This window comes from Frigoribacterium sp. VKM Ac-2530 (assembly GCF_015350835.1).
Classification (GTDB): domain Bacteria; phylum Actinomycetota; class Actinomycetes; order Actinomycetales; family Microbacteriaceae; genus Frigoribacterium.
Genome location: NZ_JADKSE010000002.1, coordinates 456,320 through 474,924, shown reverse-complemented (window position 1 = coordinate 474,924; position 18,605 = coordinate 456,320). Strand labels below are relative to the sequence as shown.

The window sequence follows — 18,605 nt, the reverse complement described above, 5'->3', positions numbered from 1 at the left end:
TGCCGCCGGCACGCGTGCTGCCGCGGGTGGTGGCCGGGCTCCGGTCGGCGGGGGCCGCCGGGGTCGTGACCGTCGTGGTCGTCACAGATCGACTCCTTCGTCGTCGTGCAGGTCAGGTGGTGCGGTGCAGGTGCGGGAGGTGCAGGTGCGGGTCGTGCCGGTCATGCCGTCCGGCTCACACCGGGGCGGGGCGGCCGAGCTGCGTGTTCACCCGGTCGACGAACCGCTTCATGCCCGTCGCCGCGTCGTCCTTGGCGAGGATCACGGACTGGATGCTGTCGAGGAAGTACGTCTGGAAGTCCGACCCCGAGCCGGTGAACCAGGCCGGCGGGTCGTAGTTCAGGTACTCGGCCGCCTCGGCGTAGTGGGCCTGGGGGATCAGGTCGGCGTACTCGCTGCTGTCGACCACGGGCCCGTACGCGGGGATGTGCCCGGCCTCGGCCCACGAGATCGAGTCCTTGAGGATGGTCGAGACCATCTTGTAGACGTCCTCGCGCTTCGCCTCGTCGACGGTGCTCTGCCGGGGCAGCACGAACGCGTGCGAGTCGGCGTAGACGGCGGGGGTGCCGAAGAGCGTGGGGATGATGCTCGCGTCGTAGGGGATGCCCGACGCGGCGGCGCTCGGCACCTCCCACACGCCGGTGAAGAGCATGCCGCTCTCGCCCGAGACGAACTCGGCGATGCCCGACTGGATGTCGCTCGCCTCGGCCATCACGGTGCCGTCGGTCATCTGCTGCATGAACTCGAGGGCGGTGACGGCCGCCTCCTCGTCGTACTCGACGGTCCCGCCCTCGCGGAGCTCCATGTCGGCGCCCTGCTGCTTGTAGAACGTGTAGAACATGCGCCAGAGCTGCGCGCCGTCGTTGAGGTAGCCCCACGAGGCGCCGTGCTTGCCGGTCACGGCCTGCATCGCGGTCGCGACCTCGAGGAACTGCTCGGGGCTCGTGATCTCGGCGAGCTGCCCGTCGGGGCCGAGGACGCCGGCCTGGGCCGCGATGTCGGTGTTGTACAGCAGGATGAACGGGTGCGAGTCGAGCGCGACCGAGTACAGCTGGTCGCCGCTGAAGCCGGCCTTCCAGACCGCCGGTGCGAAGTCCTGCTCGCGGAGGCCGTACGAGGCGAGCTTCTCGACGTCCCAGGGGTCGAGAAGTCCGCCGGGTGCGTAGCCGGGCACGCGAGACGCGTGCATGATCGCGACGTCCGGGGCGCGGCCGCCGGCCGACGCCATGGCGAGCTTAGTGTAGTACGGCGTGCCCCAGGCGAGCACGGTCTGCGTCGCGTGGAACTCGGGGTTCTGTTCGTTGGCCTGGTCGACGAGGGCGGACATCTTCACGCCGTCGCCCCCGCTCAGCAGGTGCCAGAACTTCAGCTGCTCGACCGTCGCGCCGGAGGCGGTGGTCGCGCCGGTCGCACAGCCTGAGAGGGCGGTGGCCGCGAACGCGGTGCCGAGCAGGGCCGCGCCGCCGACGAGGACGCCGCGGCGGCTGAGGCCTGCGCCTCGGGCGGTCGTGCCGGTGCCGGGCGGGTCGGCCTCGGCGGTCCGGCGGCTGCGGCTCCGGGCGTCGCTGCGAGCGGTGTGGTCGGGCAGGGTCATGTTCACTCCTTCGTGACGTGTGACTGCTCGCACTATTCCATCGTTGTAATCCCGACGCAAGAGGCAGCCGGCAGGTCGTCGCGCATCGGCCCGGAGCGGCCGGCGACTGCCGGGTGGACCTTGCCCCGAGGAGGCGTGGACCGCGACAGTGGTGCGGTGACCGTTCCCCGCGTGCCGACGACCGCCTCCTCGACCGACGTGCTGCGGCTGACCGCGTTCGCGGACGGGCCGGGCGGCGGCAACCCCGCGGGGGTGGTGCTCGACGCGTCGACGCTCGACGACGTGCGGATGCAGCAGATCGCCGCTGAGGTCGGCTACGCCGAGACCGCCTTCGTCGTCGACGGCGCCCTCGCGGGCGACGACCGCGGGGTGCGGGCCCGGTACTTCTCCCCGATCGCCGAGGTGCCGTTCTGCGGGCACGCGACCATCGCGACCGCCGTGGCGCTCGCCGGCGAGCGCGGCCCCGGGCCGTTCCGCTTCGAGACGGCCGTCGGGCCGGTCGTCATCGAGACCACGCGGGAGGCGGTGGCCGGGGGAGAGAGCGAGCTGCGCGCCTCCTTCACGAGCGTCGAGCCGCGCACGCGTCCCCTGGGCGACGCCGTCGGCGACGAGCTGCTCGGCCTGCTCGCGCTCGACCGCGACGACCTCGACCCGGCGTGGCCGCTCGCCGAGGCGTTCGCCGGCAACTGGCACCCGGTCGTCGCGGTGCGGTCGCTCGCGGTGTTCGACTCGTTCGGGTTCGACCCCGGTGCGGTCCGCGAGCTGATGGACCGGCAGGGCTGGTCGGGCACCGTCACGGTGGTCTGCACGAAGGGCGTCGACCTCGGCGTCGACCTCGGCGCTGCCGTCGTGACCCGCGGAGCCGACGCCGAGCTGCCCGCGATCGAGGCCCGCAACCTGTTCCCCGTCGGCGACATCACCGAGGACCCTGCCACGGGATCGGCGGCCGCCGCCCTCGGGGCGTACCTGCGGGCTGTCGGCCTGCTCGAGCCTCCTGCGCGGTTCGCGGTGCGGCAGGGCCGGCACGTCGGGCGTCCGAGCCTGCTCACCGTCGACGTCCCCGTGGTCGGCGGCATCACGGTCAGCGGCACCGCGGCCCTGATCGTCGAGTGACGCGCCTGCCGTCTCGGATGCGACGCGTCGCACCGCGGAGGCCGCGCGACACCTCGGTCGCGTGACACACCTCCGACGGTGCACCACACCCCCGAATTCGAGGGTGCGATGCCTCGGAGGGGGTGTGGCGCGGTGCCGTGCGGTCGCGGCGCACCGCGGGTCAGGCGCGGGCCGCCGTGCTCTCGCGCCGCACGATCTCGTGCGGGATGATCGCGAGCTCGGGCGGCCGGTCGCGGTCGGCGATGCGCGCCGCCAGGAGCTCGAGCGTGCGCTCGGCGAAGAGCCGCTTGTCGAGGCGCACGGTCGTGAGCGGCGGCAGGGTGAAGCGGCCGTCGGCGATGTCGTCGAAGCCCGCGACCGACACGTCGTCGGGCACCCGCAGGCCCGCCGCCCAGAGGGCGTGCACGGCGCCGATCGCGAGCGAGTCGGTGAAGCAGAAGAGCGCGTCCGGCGGACCGTCGGCGGCGAGTCGCTCGCGCACGGCCGCCGCGCCCGCCTCGGGCGACCACGATCGGCACGACCACCGGAGCGCGGGGTCGACGGACAGCCCGGCCGCCTCGTGCGCCTGCTGCCAGCCGAGGGTGCGCGCCCGTGCCGTCGCGCTGTCGAAGCCGTCGCCCGAGCTGCCGAGCACGGCGATGCGCCGGTGCCCGAGCTCGATCAGGTGCGTGGTCATGTCGCGGGCGGCCGCGACGCTGTCGACCCTGACCTGGTCGACGAGGCTCTGCTCGACCTCTCCGATCACGACGACCGGCGGCAGCGACTCCGCGCCGACGATGGCGCTCTCGTCGAGGCTCACCGGGTTGAGCACGAGACCGTCGACGAGGTGCTCCTTGCCCCTCAGCAGCAGCTCGCGCTCGCGCTCCGGGCGCATGCCGGTCTGCTCGAGCTGCACCGACCAGCCGCGCTCGTGCGCGACCTCGACGAACCAGTGCGACATCTCGGCGCTGTACGGCGTCGTGAGGTCGGGGAAGGCGAGCGCGATGGAGCCCGTGCGGCCGGTGCGGAGCCCTCGTGCGCTCAGGTTGGGCACGTAGGCGAGCGCGGCCACCGCCTCCTCGACGCGCGCCCTGGTCTCGGCGCTGACCCGGACCGCGCCCGTCACGACGTTCGAGACCGTCTTCGGAGAGACGCCCGCCCGGGCGGCCACGTCCTTGACCGTCGCTCGCATCCGCCCAGGCTAGCGCCGCGCCGCACGTCGGACGCGACCGGCCGCGGCGGCCGGTGCCGCGCACCCCGATGTGGACCATGAACCCCGTCGTCGCGGGGTGCATCGTCCACACCGGGGTGCCGCACGAGCCGAGCCGCCCGGGCCGCACCGGCCGCCGGCTACGCCGAGGCGAGCACCTTCGCGATGCGCTGCAGCGACACGCTCTCGCTCGGCCGCAGGTCCTGCGCGAAGAGGCTGATGCGGAACTCCTCGAGCATCCACCGGGCGCGCACCAGCGAGGGAGGCGCCCCCTCGGCCGGCGGGAACGCCCCGCCTGCCGCCTCGTACCGCTCCGTCGCCTGCTGCACCTCGGTCAGCCACGCCCGGTCGCGCGACGGTGCCTCGAGCAGCTTCGCCGTGCGGCGCGTGATGCCGACGAGGTAGACGGGTACACGCTGCAGCTGCTGCAGGCCGGTGGCCGAGACGAAGCCCGGGTACACCAGCCGGTCGCGCTGCTGCCGCATGTCGGTGAGCGCCGTGAGCAGCGACATGTTCGTCGCCGCCTTCATCGCCTTGTCGGCGTCGCGGGCGGCGGTGAGGGTGCGCGCGACGAGCGAGACCGTCTGGAACATCTGGTCCATCACGGCGCCGGACACCCGGTCGCGCACGGTGAGGAACTCCTTCTTCGTGTACAGCTGCCCGTCGGGCTTGACCCGGTGCAGCACGTCGTCGACGACCGCGACGAGGCAGTCCGCGAACAGTGCGGACGTGTTCTGGTACGGGCTCGTCGCGAGGATCAGCTTCTCGGGCGCGGTGAGGTGCTGCTGCACGTAGGCGACCGGGCTCGGCACGGCGAGCATGAGGAGGCGGCGCACCCCCCGGGGTGTCTCCCGCGCCTGGTCGGCAGGCGTCGCCATGAGGCGGATCGCCACGGAGGCGCCCTCGTCGACCAGCGCCGGGTATGCCCGGATCACGGTGTCGCCGTGCCGCGTGTCGACGACGGTCGGCAGCTCGTCGAAGTCCCACGAGGTGAGGCCGCTGCGCTCGATGGCGTTCGCGGGGGCGGCGGTCGCGGCGTCGGGGCGACCGCCCTCGGGGCCGCCGCGTCCTCGTCGGCCGCGACCCGCTCCTCCTGCGCCCTGCCCCTGGGTGACGCGCGCGACGCTCTCGCGCATGTCGTCGCTGAGTCGGTGCTGCAGCTCGTCGAGCGACTTGCCCGCACCGACCGTGCGGCCGCGTTCGTCGACGACCGCCCACGTGACGCGCAGGTGCGCGGGCACTCGCTCGAGGTCGAAGTCGGCGGCGTCGACGGGCGTGTAGGTCAGCTTCTTGATGACGGAGGCGAGGGTCGCGGTGAACGACTCGGCGACGTCGTGCGGCGGCTCGGCCGGCAGCTCGGCGGTGATCTTCGACGCCCAGTCGGCGGCGGGCACGACGTTCTTGCGGATCTGCTTCGGCAGCGACTTGATCAGCGACGTGACCAGCTCGTCGCGCAGGCCCGGCACCTGCCAGTCGAACCCGGCCGGCCGGAGGCGCGCCAACAGCGGCAGGGGCACGACCACCGTCACGCCGTCGTCGTCGGCACCCGGCTCGAACTTGTAGCGCAGGGTGAGCGTCTGGTCGCCCTGCCGCCACGTGCTCGGGAACCCGGCCTCGTCGACATCGGGCTCGTCGTCGCCGAGCAGGTCGGCGGCGGTCATCGTGAGCAGGTCGGGGGTCTCCTGCTTCGCCTTGCGCCACCAGCCCTCGAAGTCGCGGGTGCTCGTCACCTCGGCCGGCACGCGGCGCTGGAAGAACTCGAACGCGGCGTCGCCGTCGACGAGGATGTCGCGACGGCGGGTGCGCTCCTCCACCTCGGTGAGCTCGCGGATGAGCTGCTGGTTGGCCTTCTCGAACGACTGTCGGCTCTCCCAGTCGCCCTCGACGAGGGCGTGCCGGATGAAGAGCTCGCGGGCGTAGCCGGGGTCGATCCGCGAGAACTGGATGCGCCTCCTCGGCACGATCGGGACGCCGTAGAGCGTCACGCGCTCATAGGCGACCACCGAGCCCTGCTTCTTCTCCCAGTGCGGCTCGCCGTAGCTGCGCTTCACGAGGTCGGGGGCGAGCGGCTCGGCCCAGGCCGGGTCGATGGCGCCGTTGACGCGGGCGAAGAGGCGGCTCGTCTCGACGAGCTCTGCGCTCATGATCGCGGCGGGCTGCTTCTTGGCGAGCGAGCTGCCGGGGAACACGAGGAACCGCGTCTGGCGGGCCCCGACGTAGTCCTTCTTCTGCGGGTCGAGCAGCCCGATCTGGCTGAGCAGGCCGGCGAGCAGGCTGCGGTGCACGCCGTCGGGGTTCGTGCTGCGCTCGCCGACGTGCAGGCCGAGGGGCTTCGCCGCCCGCAGCAGCTGGCGGTAGACGTCCTGCCACTCGCGGACGCGCAGGTAGTTGAGGTACTCCTCCCGGCAGAGGCGCTTGAACGCGTTGCCGGTGAGCTCGTCCTTCTTGTCCTCCAGGTGGTTCCAGAGGTTGAGGAGCGTCATGAAGTCGCCCTGCGGGTCCTTGAAGCGCGCGTGCGCCTCGTCGGCCTGCGCGCGCCGCTCGAGCGGGCGCTCGCGCGGATCTTGGATGCTGAGCGCCGCGACGATCGCGAGCACCTCGCGGGTGGTGCCGTGCACCTTCGACTCGACGGCCATGCGGGCCAGGCGGGGGTCGATCGGCAGGCGCGTCAGCTGCTTGCCGACGCGGGTGATCTGGCCGCCCTGGGTGACGGCGCCGAGCTCGCGCAGCAGGTCGAGGCCGTCCTTGATGCCGCGGCTGTCGGGCGGCTGGAGGAACGGGAACGCCGCGATGTCGCCGAGGCCCAGCGAGATCATCTGGAGGATGACGGCGGCGAGGTTCGTCCGGAGGATCTCGGGCTCGGTGAACTCGTCGCGCTTCTCGAAGTCGGTCTCGCTGTAGAGCCGGATCGCGATGCCGTCGCTCGTGCGGCCCGACCGGCCGGAGCGCTGGTTCGCGCTCGCCTGCGAGATCGCCTCGATGGGCAGGCGCTGCACCTTCGCGCGGGTCGAGTAGCGGCTGATGCGTGCCGTGCCGGCGTCGATGACGTACTTGATGCCCGGCACGGTGAGGCTCGTCTCGGCGACGTTGGTCGCGAGGACGATGCGGCGCCTGGTCCCCGCGGTCGAGCTCGGCTGGAAGACGCGGTGCTGGTCGGCCGCGCTCAGGCGGCCGTAGAGCGGCAGCACCTCGGTCTGCGGCAGGTTCCGAGCCCGGATCGCGTCCTCGGCGTCGCGGATCTCGTTCTCGCCGCTGAGGAACACGAGCACGTCGCCCGAGCTCTCCCGGGCCAGCTCGTCGAGGGCCTCGTTGATGCCCTGCAGGTAGTCCTTGTCGTCGGCGCGCTGCCTCGGGTCGCCGGCCCGCGCCTCCTTGGCTCGCCGGGCGGCGGCGCCGGGGCGGCCGGGCTCGCCGCGGCGGCGCCCGTCGTCACGGCGGGAGTCGTCGCGTCGTGCAGCCGGGCGAGCCGGGGCCGGGGCGTCGTCCAGCTCGTCGAGGTCGTCGACGTCGCGGTCGTCGTCGGCCGTGGTGTCGTCGGCGACGAGGGGCCGGTAGCGGATCTCGACCGGGTAGGTGCGGCCCGAGACCTCGACGATGGGGGCGCCGTCGAAGTGCTGCGAGAACGACTCGGGGTCGATGGTCGCGCTCGTGATGATCAGCTTGAGGTCGGGCCGGCGCGGCAGCAGCTGCTTCAGGTACCCGAGCAGGAAGTCGATGGTGAGGCTGCGCTCGTGCGCCTCGTCGATGATGATCGTGTCGTACCGCTTCAGCTCGCGGTCGAAGTGGATCTCGTTCAGCAGGATGCCGTCGGTCATCAGCTTGATCTGCGTGTCGGCGCCGACCTTGTCGGTGAACCGCACCTGGTAGCCGACGAGGCCGCCGACCTCCTCGCCCAGCTCCTCCGCGATGCGCTCGCTGATCGTGCGCGCGGCGATGCGGCGCGGCTGGGTGTGCCCGATGCTCGTGCGGCCGAGCTCGAGGCAGATCTTCGGCAGCTGCGTCGTCTTGCCCGAGCCGGTGGAGCCCGCGACGATGACGACCTGGTTGTCGCGGATCGCGGCGGCGATGTCGTCGCGTCTCTGGCTGACCGGCAGCTCGGGGGGATAGGTGATGGTGGGCGACATGAGCCCTCCATCGTAAGCCGCGCGGGCTGGGGAGCGCTCCCCGCCCTGGTCCCTCCCCTCGGGGCCTGCTCCGGCACGTCGTCCCCAGAGTCGGCCGGTACGAGGAGGCGTGGGCCGGCCGGGCAGACAGCCTCGCTCCCATGACCCCCACGAACCGCCTGCTCGCAGCCTCGTCTCCCGCCGCCTCCCTCGGTGCGGCCTCGCCGCTCGCCGTCATGACCGATCCGCTCTGCGTCTGCGTGCTCGACGTGCTCGAGCACGGTGCACGGGCGGTCTCGCAGCTCGTCGCCGAGGTGTCGCGACGGCTCGGGCCCTCGGCGGGCGGCCCCGCGTTCGTCACCTCGCGCGTCGCCCTGCTGGTCGCGTCGGGCTTCGTGGAGGCCAGCGAGCCGCCACCGGGCTCGGCCGCCGGGGCCGAGACCGTCCTGACCGTCGCCGAGCGGCGGTCGTGCGAACTGCTCGACGCCTTGGCGGAGGCGGTGGCCGAGGTGCGCGACGCCGGGGACGTGCAGCAGGAACAGGACCTCGTCGACGCCCTCGAGACCGCCTGGGCAGCCCGTGACGGCCGACGCTCGGGCCTCCGGGGCGTCGACGAGTTCCGGGCGTCCGAGGCCGGACGCCGCCACGCGCGTCGGGTGGCCGAGGGGACGCTCGGCCAGCCGGGCTCGCCCTTCGCCGCCGGGTGACGCCGGGCGTGCTCGTCGTCGGCGTGCGGCCGCGTCGGGGCCTGTCGCAGGCCGAGAGCTGAGTCCTCCTCGCGGTGACCGGGCCGATGTCGGCGGCCGGGACGATGATGAGCCGGTGTCAGCCGTTCACCCGACGCTCCCGTCACCGTCACCGCAGGCGTCCCCGCAGCCCGCTCCGGCGCCGCCCGCCCTCGACGCGTGGGGGCTCGACGTCGTCGACGAGCTGCTGATCGTCGGGGGGCTCGACCCGGACGCCGCCGTCTGGCAGGTCCGCGATCGCTCCGGCGACGAGTGGGCTGTGAAGGCGACCCGGCGCGACTGCCGGTTCGGCCTCGCGCTCGCCGCCGCCCTCGGTCCCGACTCCGGCGTCGTCGCCCCGCTCCCCACCCGGACAGGCGACCACTGGGCCGAGCGCGACGGCCTGCTCGTCTCGGTCTCTCCCTGGATCCTCGGCGACGACGCCGCAGAAGAGGGCCGGGGTCTCGACCTCGACCAGTGGGCCGAGCTGGGCGCCGTCGTCCGTCGGGTCCACGACCAGCCGCCTCCCTCGTCCGTGGCCCCGCTGCGGCAGGGCGTCAAGCGGACCGGCCGCCGGGCCCGCGTGCGCCTCCGCGACCTCGACGCCCGCTTCGTCGGCGCCGGCCAGGCTCCCGGGGTCGACCCCGAGCTGGCCGAGCTGTGGCACGTCCACCGCGACCGGCTGCGTCGTCTCGAGACCACGGCGCTCCAGCTTAAGGAGGCGCGGGGCGCGACCGCACGGGTGTCCTGCCACGGCGACCCGCACCTCGGCAACGTCGTGGTCGACCCTGCCGGCCGCCCCTGGCTCATCGACCTCGACGAGGCCACCGTCGCCCCGCGCGAGGTCGACCTCGTGCTCGTCGAGCTCGGCGTGCTGCCCGGGCTGCCCGTCGAGCCCGAGCACCGCGCGGCGTTCCGCCGCGGCTACGGCGACGACGTGCGTCTCGACGACGACCGCGTCACGCGATTCGGCTGCGTCCGCGCCCTCGAGGACGTCACGGCGGTCTTCGCGGCGCTGGAGGGAGCACACTCTCCGCAGCACTCCGGCGACCTGGTCGGGGTACGCGCTGGTCTGGACGACCTTCTCGGCCCCAGGGGGCTCGTGTCGCTGGTCGAGGAACGCCTGTCCCGCTCGTCGCCCCCGACCGGCCGGCCGAGACACGACATCTGATCCACGGCACCGACCACCGCAGCACCGATCACGCCGGCCCATCACCACAGCAGCGATCACCACAGCACCGATCACGACAGCACCGATCTCGACAGCACCGACGCCAGGAGAACCGACATGACGACCCGACGCACCACCCGACGCACGACCGCCGCGGCCGCGGCCACCCTCGCCCTCGCCGCCGGGCTCTCCGGCTGCAGCGGCTTCACGGGCGGCGGCGACGACGGCGCCGACGGCGCCCTCACCTTCACGACCTGGGCCAGCGAGTCCGAGCAGGACAGCTTCGAGAAGCTGGTGGCCCAGTTCGAGAGCGAGCACGACGGCGCGACCGTCGACCTCAAGGTCGTGCCCTACGACCAGATGTTCTCCAACATCGACGCGCAGCTCTCGACGGGCGACGCCCCCGACGTGTTCCGCGTCGACTACGGCAACCTCGGCGTCTACTCGAGCCAGGGCCAGCTGCTCGACCTCACGGGCCAGATCGACGACGAGGACTCGTTCCAGCCCGCGATGCTCGAGGCCGTCTCGTACGACGGCGCGCCCTACGGCGTGCCGCACCAGACCGACGTCTCCGCGCTGCTCGTCAACACCGAGCTGCTCGCCGCGGCCGGCATCACCGACCTGCCGACGAGCCAGGCGGACGCCTGGACGTGGGACGAGTTCGGCGAGGTCGCGACGAAGCTCCGCGCGAGCCTCCCCGCCGACCAGTACCCGTTCGGGGTGAACTGGCAGCAGGGCGGCACGCCGCGCTGGCTCAGCTGGTTGTTCCAGGCCGGCGGCGCCCTGCTCGCCGACGACGGGACGACGAGCGAGATCGACTCGCCCGAGGCAGCAGAGGCGCTCGGCTTCACCCAGTCGTTCTTCGAGCAGGGGTGGGTGGCGCCGAGCAGCAGCGTCAAGTCGACGACGTTCGCCGACACGGAGTTCAGCGAGCAGACGACGGCCATGGCGTTCGTCGGGTCGTTCCTCGTGCCCGAGCTCGCGGACACCGACTTCGACTGGACGGCCGTGCCGATGCCCGTCGACGAGCGCGGCGCGACCGACCTCGGCGGCAACGCCCTCGTCGCGACGGCCGACACCGACCAGGGCGAGCTCGCCACCGAGTTCCTGAACTTCATGGCCTCGGCCGACGCGATGACCGAGTTCTGCGCCGCGACCAACGAGCTGCCGACCCGGACCGACATCGACGCCTCCTCGATCGACTTCGCCGTGCGGCCCGACGTGATGCCGGTCTTCGTCGACCAGGCCACGACCATCGAGCCGAGCGACGTGAAGCAGCTGACCTCGCCGTACCTCGCCGAGATCACCGTCGCGATGCAGGACCAGCTCGAGGCGGCGTTCACCCAGGGGCAGTCGGTCGACGACACCCTGAGTGCCCTGGACGAGGCCGTCGGCCAGGCCACCGACTGATGACGACGTTGCCGGGTGCGCGCCGTCCCGGACGACGCGCCGCCCGCCTCCGGGAGAACCTGGTCGGCTGGGCCTTCATCGGGCCGAACCTGGTGCTGCTGTCGGTGTTCCTGCTCGTGCCCATCCTCTGGGCCGTGCAGCTGTCGTTCCAGGAGACCCGCGGCTTCGGCGACCCCGAGTGGGTGGGCGGGGCGAACTACGCCCGCATGGTCGCCGACCCCGTCTTCTGGCAGACGCTCGGCAACACGGTGCTCTTCACCGTGGTCACCGTGCCGATCGAGATGGCGCTGGGACTGGGGCTGGCGGTCCTGCTCGACGGCGTCCTGCCCGGGCGGCGCACCTGGCGGACGATGCTCGTGCTGCCGATGGTCGTCTCGGGCGTCGCCAGCGCGATGATCGCCGTCATCCTGTTCACCGAGGCGAACGGCCTCGTCAACAAGGTGCTGCGCGCCCTCGGACTCGGGTCGGTGCCGTGGCAGTCGGACGGCGCGTTCGCGATGGTCTCGGTCATCGTCACGATGATCTGGCTGCGCGTCGGCCTCAACATGATCATCTACCTGGCGGGCCTCCAGTCCGTCTCGCCCGAGCTGTACGAGGCCGCCGAGCTCGACGGCGCCGGTGCCTGGCAGCGCTTCCGCTCGATCACCGTGCCGCTCGTCGGGCCGTCGACGTTCTTCCTGCTGGTGCTCAACGTGATCGCGTCGTTCCAGGTCTTCGACCTCGTCTTCGTGCTCACGGGCGGCGGCCCCGGCTACTCCACGTCGGTGCTCGGCACCTACGCCTACCGCAACGGCTTCCAGATCCGCGAGCAGGGCTACGGCGCCGCGCTCGGCGTCGTGATCCTCGTCGTGACGCTGGCCTTCACCGTCGTGCAGTGGCGCACCAACCGCACCCGCGACCTCACGGAATGACGAGGACCCGATCGTGACCACGCCCCAGTCCCTCGCCGACGCGCCCGCGGCCGGCGCACCCCGCAGCACCGTCCGCGGCGCCGAGCGCGTCGCCGGCGTCCGTGCCCCGCGCAGGCGACCACGTCGCCGCGGCGGCTTCGTCGCCCTCCGCACCGTCGTCGCCGTCGTGGCGTCCGTCGTCGTCGCGTTCCCGCTGGTGTGGATGCTCGTCGTGGCGTTCTCGCCGCGGGGCGAGGTCTTCGGACGCGGCCTCCGCCTCCTGCCCAGCTCCCTGACCCTGGAGAACTTCGAACGCGTGCTCGAGCGGTACCCCGTGGGTGCGTGGTTCGGCAACTCGATCGTCATCGGGGTCTTCGTCACCGTGCTGACGGTCGTCGTGAGCCTGCTCGCCGGGTACGCCTTCGCGCAGCTCCGCTTCGTCGGGCGCACGGCGGTGTTCCTCGTGTTCCTCGCGACCCTGATGATCCCCGTGCAGGCGATCATGGTGGCCCAGTTCCGGCTGGTGAACGGGCTCGAGATCTACGGCACCTACTGGGCGGTGATCCTCCCGTCGGCAGCCACGGCGTTCGGGGTGTTCCTCGCGCGACAGTTCATGCTCGGCATCCCCCAGGAGCTGATCGAGGCCGCCCGCCTCGACGGCGCCGGCCCGATCAGGGTGTTCACCCTCATCGTCCTGCCGCTGAGCGGTCCGTTGGTCGCCGTGCTCGTGCTGCTGACCCTGCTGGGCAGCTGGAACGACTTCGCCTGGCCGTTGATCGCCCTCAAGGACCCGGACCTCTACACGCTGCCCGTCGGGCTGCTCTACCTGAAGGGCCAGACCAACCCCGACTACAACGGGATCATGGCGCTCGCCGTCATCTCGGTGGTGCCGATGGTGGCGCTCTTCCTGGCGTTCCAGCGGTTCTTCGTGCAGGGCTTCGTCCGCAGCGGGGTGCGGTAGCGGCGAGGTGCACGGGCCGGCCGGGATCCGACCCGGGTCCCGGCCGGGCTCCCGGCGGTGCGCCGTATGATCCGACCAGGATCACCACTCGTCAACGGAGACGGAGCACACCCGGCATGACCTCGAAGACCACAGTCACGAACGCACCAGCCACCGGCCCTTCCACCCCCACCGGCCACGCGACGGCCTCGGTCGCCGCCATCCTCGGCGAGGCGGCCGCCCGGTACCCCGACGACGTCGCCGTCGTCGTCGGCCCGCAGCGCACCACCTACCACGAGCTCTGGCAGCAGTCGCTCGCCTACGCCGGCGCCCTCCGTGCCCGTGGCGTGGGCGAGGGCGACCGCGTCGCGATGCTCGTCCCGAACGTCGCCGACTTCGCCCGCGTCTACTACGCGACCCTCGCGCTCGGGGCCGTCGTCGTGCCCGTGCACGCGCTGCTCAAGCGCCACGAGATCGAGTACGTGCTGGGCGACAGCGGCTCGTCGCTGCTCGTCTGCGCGGCGCCGCTCCTGGCCGAGGGCGCGGCCGGGGCGCAGCTGGCGGGAGTGGACGTCGTGACGGTGCTCGCGCCTCCGGCGACCGACGCCGGCACGGCCGTCGTGCCCCCGGCGCCCGACCGCCTCGAGTCGCTCGCCGCCGAGGCCGAGCCGCTGACGACCTACGTGCCGCGGCACCCGTTCGACACGGCGACGATCCTCTACACGAGCGGCACCACGGGCCAGCCGAAGGGCGCCGAGGGCTCGCACTTCGCGCTGCTGCAGCAGGTCGACACGAACCTCATGAGCACCTTCGACATGCGACGGGGCGACGTGCTGCTCGGCGCCCTGCCCCTGTTCCACACCTTCGGGCAGACCTGCACGATGAACACCGGGTTCCGGGCCGGCGCCACGATCGTCATGCTGCCGAAGTTCGACGGCGACGCGGCGCTCGCGGCCATGGTCGAGCACGGCTGCGAGGTGTTCATGGGAGTGCCGACGATGTACATGGCCCTGCTCGACGCCGCGACGCGGTCGGAGGCGCGACCGCCGCTCCGGTACGCGATCTCGGGCGGCGCCTCCCTGCCGCTCGCCGTGCTGGCCAAGTTCGAGCAGGTCTACGGCGCCCCGGTGCACGAGGGCTACGGGCTGACCGAGACGTCGCCGGTGGCGACCTTCAACCACGTCGGACGGCCCCCGCGGCCCGGCACCATCGGCACCCCGATCTGGGGCGTCGACGTCGAGGTCGCCGACTCGTCGGTCGAGGACAGGATCGTGCTGCTGCCGCACGGCGAGATCGGCGAGATCGTCGTCCGCGGCCACAACCTGATGAACGGCTACCTCGACCGGCCCGAGGACACGGCGAAGGCGATCGTCGACGGCTGGTTCCGCACCGGCGACCTCGGCACCAAGGACGACGACGACTACCTCACCGTCGTCGACCGGACCAAGGACATGATCATCCGCAACGGCTACAACGTGTACCCGCGCCAGGTCGAGGAGGTGCTCGCCCAGCACCCCGACGTGACCATGGCCGCGGTCTTCGGCGTGCCGCACGAGACGCACGGGCAGGAGATCGAGGCTGCCGTCGTGCTGCGCGCCGGCGCGACCGTCGCGCCCGAGGAGCTGGTCGCCTTCGTCTCGGACGAGATCGCCGCGTACAAGTTCCCCCGCGTGGTGCACGTCGTCGACGCGCTGCCCCTCGGTCCGAGCGGCAAGGTGCTGAAGCGCGACCTCGTCGCGCGGTTCGGGGCGCAGGAGGCGGCAGTCACGCCGTCCTGACCGCTCGCGCCCCCGGCACGTCCCGCCCGAAGCCTCCGGCGGGGTCGATACGATCGGCGCGTGATCGGCATCGTGCTCGCGGCACTGCTCTGGGGCACCACCGGCACGGCGGCGAGCCTGCTCCCCGCGTCGGTCAGCCCGCTCGCGACGGGCGCGGCGACCATGTGCGTCGGTGGCCTGCTCCTCGCGCTGACGGCGCCGAGGCAGGCCGCGGCGGTGCTCCGAGGAGGCGGTGCCTCCTGGCGCTGGATCGTCCCGGGAGCGCTCGCCGTCGTCGCGTACCCCCTCGCGTTCTACTCGTCGATGTCCCTGGCCGGGGTCGCCGTCGGCAACGTGGTCTCGCTCGGGACGGCACCGCTCTTCGCGGCGCTGCTCGAGCGGCTGCTCGACCCGGCCGCGCGCCGGCGACGGCTCGACCGGCGCTGGGCGGCCTCGGCCGGCGCGGCCGTCGCGGGGGTGGCGCTGCTCGCGGCGTTCGGGCACGGCGGGTCGACCGACGCCGGGTCGCCCGGCAGCGTCGAGGCGTCGGCGGCCGCGACGTCGGCGACGTCCGGGCCGGGCTCGACGTTCCTGGCCGGGGTCGCTCTCGGCCTGCTGGCCGGTCTCGCGTACGCGACCTACACGTACACGGCGGGCCGCCTCCTCGATCTCGGGCACAGCTCGCGCGGCTCGATGGCCGCGCAGTTCGGCGTCGGGGCGGTCGTCCTCCTGCCGGTGCTGCTGCTGACGGGGGCGCCGATCGTTCAGACGGGCAGCTCGGTCGGCGTGCATCTCTATCTCGCGCTCGGGCCGATGTTCGTGGCGTACCTGTTGTTCGGGGCCGGCCTCCGCACCGTGTCCAGCTCGCGGGCGACGACGGTCACGCTGCTCGAGCCCGTCGTCGCGACGCTGCTCGCGGTGCTGGTCGTGGGGGAGCGGCTGGCCCCGCCGGGGTGGCTCGGCCTCGCGCTCGTCCTCGCCGGGGTCGCGGCCGTCGTCACGTCGCGGCCGACGTCGCGGCCGACGCGGCCGACGCCGCCGACGACGAGGCCGCCGGAGCCCGACGCCCCTCGACGGGCGGTCGGCTCGGACGCCTAGGGTGGGTCGCGTGATGCTCATCGACGTGCACGTCCACCGTTCCGACGACCCGCTCGCGCGGCACGACGAGCTGGCCCACCGGCTGGCCTCGGTCGCGGTCGACCCCGTGGCGGTCGACGACGACGTGGCAGAGATGGTGGTCAACCGCGTGATCGACAACGCGGCCGTCGCCGTCGCGAGCCTCGGTCGTGCGCCCGTCGCCGCGGCCCGGGCGCAGGCCGCCGCGCGGCTGCAGCACCGCGCCCGGCACGCCGGAGCCGGCCCCGGCGCGAGCGGACACGGCGGCAGCCCCGCCGACACGGCCGACCGCCCGGAGAGCACCCTGCACGCTGCGGGGCCGGCCGGCATCGCCAGCTCGGACGCCCGCAGCCCCCGAGCCGGCGCGACCGTCTTCGGCCTCGACCCCGAGCTGCGCGTCCAGCCCGAGTGGGCGGCGTGGGCGAACGGCGTCGCCGTGCGCGAGCTCGACTACCACGACACGTTCCTCGCCGCCGAGTACTCGCACCCCGGCGACAACATCCCGCCCGTGCTCGCCGTCGCGCAGCACGTCGGCGCCGACGGCGAGCAGCTCGTCCGCGGCATCGCGGCCGGCTACGAGCTGCAGATCGACCTCGCCCGCGCGATCAGCCTGCACGCCCACAAGATCGACCACGTGGCGCACCTCGGCCCGAGCGCGGCCGGCGGCATCGCGGCGCTGCTCGGCCTCGACGTCGAGCGCACCGCGCAGGCGATCGCCCAGGCGCTGCACACGACGACGGCCACGCGGCAGTCGCGCAAGGGCCTCATCTCGACCTGGAAGGCCTACGCGCCCGCTTTCGCCGGCAAGCAGGCGATCGAGGCGATCGACCGGGCGCTGCGTGGCCAGACCAGCCCCAGCCCGATCTGGGAGGGGGAGGACGGCGTGGTCGCCCGCCTGCTCGACGGCCCCGACGCGCGCTACTCCGTGCCGCTGCCCGGACCCGGCGAGGCGAAGCGCGCGATCCTCGACAGCTACACGAAAGAGCACTCGGCGGAGTACCAGGCCCAGGCCTGGATCGACCTCGCCCGCCGTCTCGGACGCGAACGGCCCGAGCTGCGCGACCCGGCCGCGGTGCGGAGCATCGTCCTGCACACCAGCCACCACACGCACGTCGTGATCGGCTCGGGCGCCGGCGACCCGCAGAAGTACGACCCGACCGCCAGCCGCGAGACGCTCGACCACTCCATCCCGTACATCGTCGCCGTCGCCCTGCAGGACGGCGAGTGGCACCACGAGCGCAGCTACGCGCCCGAGCGCGCGCAGCGCCCCGACACGGTCGAGCTCTGGAGGCGGATCACGACCGCCGAGGACGCCGAGTGGACCCGGCGCTACCACTCCGCCGACCCGGCCGAGAAGGCGTTCGGCGGGCGCATCGAGGTGGAGTTCACCGACGGGTCACGGCTCGTCGACGAGATCGCGGTCGCCGACGCGCACCCGCTCGGCGCACGCCCCTTCGCGCGGGAGGACTACGTGCGGAAGTTCCGCACGCTGGCCGAGGGGGTGCTCGCCCAGGAGGAGGTGGAGCGGTTCCTGGGGCTGGCGACGCGCCTCCGCTCGCTCGAGCCGCACGAGCTCGCCGGGCTGACGCTCACGCCCCCGGCGGGCACGCTCGACCAGGCCGACGCGGCCTCGCCCGACGGGCTGTTCTGATGCTGTACTCGACGACGACCCCGGTCGAGAAGCGGCGCCGGCTCCGCGAGGCGCTCGCCGGTGACCGGCTCGTGCGCCTGCCCGGTGCGTTCAACCCGCTGAGCGCGCGGCTGATCGAGCGGAAGGGCTTCGAGGGCGTCTACGTCTCGGGCGCGGTCGTCGCGGCCGACCTCGGGCTGCCCGACATCGGTCTCACGACCCTGACCGAGGTCGCGACCCGGGCCGGCCAGATCGCGCGGATGACCGACCTGCCGACGCTCGTCGACGCCGACACGGGCTTCGGCGAGCCGATGAACGTCGCCCGCACCGTGCAGACGATGGAGGACGCCGGGCTCGCCGGCCTGCACGTCGAGGACCAGGTGAACCCCAAGCGCTGCGGCCACCTCGACGGCAAGCAGGTCGTCGGCCTCGACACGGCCGTCAAGCGGGTCCGCGCCGCCGTGGAGGGGCGCCGTGACCCCGACTTCCTCGTGATGGCCCGCACCGACGTGCGCGCGGTCGAGGGCTTCGACGTCGCCGTCGACCGAGCGAAGGCGCTCGTCGACGCGGGCGCCGACGCGATCTTCCCGGAGGCGCTGACCGGCCTGGCCGAGTTCGAGGCCGTCGCCGAGGCGGTCGACGTGCCGGTCCTCGCGAACATGACCGAGTTCGGCAAGGGCGAGCTGCACACGACCGAGCAGCTGCGGAGCGCGGGGGTGCGGATGGTGATCTGGCCGGTGACGCTGCTGCGTCTCGCGATGGGCGAGGCGGGGCGCGGGCTCGACGAGCTCGCCGCGACCGGGACCCAGGCGCGCCTCCTCGACCGCATGCAGCACCGCGCCGACCTCTACGACCTCGTCGACTACGAGGGCTACTCTGCCTTCGACGGCGGCGTGTTCGACTTCACGGTCGAGCGCTGAGCCGGAGCACGACCCGCACCACCTGCCGGCACCGCCGCCGACGCACC

At 73.1% G+C, this 18,605-nt stretch carries 13 protein-coding genes; 10 read left to right on the top strand and 3 right to left on the bottom strand.

What is annotated here, in order from left to right; all coding sequences use genetic code 11:
• Nucleotides 1-175: 175 nt before the first annotated feature.
• Nucleotides 176-1,594, bottom strand: coding sequence for an extracellular solute-binding protein (locus ITJ48_RS11085; RefSeq protein ID WP_194613722.1), 1,419 nt, complete (start codon nt 1,592-1,594; stop codon nt 176-178).
• A gap of 156 nt (nt 1,595-1,750) precedes the next feature.
• On the opposite strand from ITJ48_RS11085, the gene ITJ48_RS11080 reads away from it, so the two are divergent.
• Nucleotides 1,751-2,707, top strand: a complete 957-nt coding sequence (locus tag ITJ48_RS11080) for a PhzF family phenazine biosynthesis protein (protein ID WP_370544890.1) — start codon at nt 1,751-1,753, stop codon at nt 2,705-2,707.
• Between the two features lie 160 nt (nt 2,708-2,867).
• Here the strand turns inward: ITJ48_RS11080 and ITJ48_RS11075 are convergent, their stop codons facing one another.
• Together ITJ48_RS11075 and hrpA are read right to left on the bottom strand one after the other, a co-directional pair.
• On the bottom strand, nt 2,868-3,878 hold the full coding sequence (locus ITJ48_RS11075) for a LacI family DNA-binding transcriptional regulator (RefSeq protein ID WP_194613721.1): 1,011 nt from the start codon (nt 3,876-3,878) through the stop codon (nt 2,868-2,870).
• Between the two features lie 158 nt (nt 3,879-4,036).
• Nucleotides 4,037-8,020, bottom strand: a complete 3,984-nt coding sequence (gene hrpA / locus ITJ48_RS11070; RefSeq protein WP_194613720.1) for an ATP-dependent RNA helicase HrpA — start codon at nt 8,018-8,020, stop codon at nt 4,037-4,039.
• Nucleotides 8,021-8,160: 140 nt separating this feature from the next.
• Here hrpA and ITJ48_RS11065 point away from each other — a divergent pair, with 140 nt between their 5' ends.
• The 9 genes from ITJ48_RS11065 to prpB all read left to right on the top strand — a co-directional run bounded on the left by ITJ48_RS11065 (nt 8,161) and on the right by prpB (nt 18,558).
• Nucleotides 8,161-8,706 carry a hypothetical protein gene (locus ITJ48_RS11065; RefSeq protein ID WP_194613719.1) on the top strand — a complete coding sequence of 182 codons (546 nt, stop codon included), beginning with the start codon at nt 8,161-8,163 and terminating at the stop codon, nt 8,704-8,706.
• 115 nt (nt 8,707-8,821) lie between these two features.
• The gene (locus ITJ48_RS11060; RefSeq protein ID WP_194613718.1) at nt 8,822-9,895 is read left to right on the top strand and encodes an aminoglycoside phosphotransferase family protein; all 1,074 of its coding nucleotides are present in this window, start codon (nt 8,822-8,824) and stop codon (nt 9,893-9,895) included.
• Nucleotides 9,896-10,012: 117 nt separating this feature from the next.
• Entirely contained in the window at nt 10,013-11,305 is a 1,293-nt protein-coding gene (locus tag ITJ48_RS11055; RefSeq protein ID WP_194613717.1) for a sugar ABC transporter substrate-binding protein, read from the top strand.
• Nucleotides 11,305-12,216 carry a carbohydrate ABC transporter permease gene (locus tag ITJ48_RS11050; RefSeq protein WP_194613716.1) on the top strand — a complete coding sequence of 304 codons (912 nt, stop codon included), beginning with the start codon at nt 11,305-11,307 and terminating at the stop codon, nt 12,214-12,216. Before ITJ48_RS11055 ends, ITJ48_RS11050 begins: the two co-directional genes overlap by 1 nt.
• Nucleotides 12,217-12,229: 13 nt before the next feature.
• On the top strand, nt 12,230-13,156 hold the full coding sequence (locus ITJ48_RS11045; protein ID WP_370544889.1) for a carbohydrate ABC transporter permease: 927 nt from the start codon (nt 12,230-12,232) through the stop codon (nt 13,154-13,156).
• 116 nt (nt 13,157-13,272) lie between these two features.
• On the top strand, nt 13,273-14,913 hold the full coding sequence (locus ITJ48_RS11040; RefSeq protein WP_194613715.1) for a long-chain fatty acid--CoA ligase: 1,641 nt from the start codon (nt 13,273-13,275) through the stop codon (nt 14,911-14,913).
• Nucleotides 14,914-14,973: 60 nt separating this feature from the next.
• Complete coding sequence (locus tag ITJ48_RS16705) at nt 14,974-15,990, top strand: EamA family transporter (RefSeq protein WP_194613714.1); 1,017 nt, start codon at nt 14,974-14,976, stop codon at nt 15,988-15,990.
• Nucleotides 15,991-16,003: 13 nt separating this feature from the next.
• Entirely contained in the window at nt 16,004-17,659 is a 1,656-nt protein-coding gene (locus ITJ48_RS11030; protein WP_194614432.1) for an MmgE/PrpD family protein, read from the top strand.
• Nucleotides 17,659-18,558 carry a methylisocitrate lyase gene (gene prpB, locus ITJ48_RS11025; RefSeq protein ID WP_194613713.1) on the top strand — a complete coding sequence of 300 codons (900 nt, stop codon included), beginning with the start codon at nt 17,659-17,661 and terminating at the stop codon, nt 18,556-18,558. The genes ITJ48_RS11030 and prpB overlap by 1 nt, the downstream gene beginning before the upstream one ends.
• Nucleotides 18,559-18,605: the final 47 nt, after the last annotated feature.

Bases quoted from the DNA above. Each gene is read 5' to 3' on its own strand.
- ITJ48_RS11065 (WP_194613719.1), top strand. From the start codon at position 8,161: ATGACCCCCACGAACCGCCTGCTCGCAGCCTCGTCTCCCGCCGCCTCC.
- prpB (WP_194613713.1), top strand. From the start codon at position 17,659: ATGCTGTACTCGACGACGACCCCGGTCGAGAAGCGGCGCCGGCTCCGC.
- ITJ48_RS11075 (WP_194613721.1), bottom strand. From the start codon at position 3,878: ATGCGAGCGACGGTCAAGGACGTGGCCGCCCGGGCGGGCGTCTCTCCG.
- ITJ48_RS11055 (WP_194613717.1), top strand. From the start codon at position 10,013: ATGACGACCCGACGCACCACCCGACGCACGACCGCCGCGGCCGCGGCC.
- hrpA (WP_194613720.1), bottom strand. From the start codon at position 8,020: ATGTCGCCCACCATCACCTATCCCCCCGAGCTGCCGGTCAGCCAGAGA.
- ITJ48_RS11030 (WP_194614432.1), top strand. From the start codon at position 16,004: ATGCTCATCGACGTGCACGTCCACCGTTCCGACGACCCGCTCGCGCGG.
- ITJ48_RS11040 (WP_194613715.1), top strand. From the start codon at position 13,273: ATGACCTCGAAGACCACAGTCACGAACGCACCAGCCACCGGCCCTTCC.
- ITJ48_RS11050 (WP_194613716.1), top strand. From the start codon at position 11,305: ATGACGACGTTGCCGGGTGCGCGCCGTCCCGGACGACGCGCCGCCCGC.
- ITJ48_RS11085 (WP_194613722.1), bottom strand. From the start codon at position 1,594: ATGACCCTGCCCGACCACACCGCTCGCAGCGACGCCCGGAGCCGCAGC.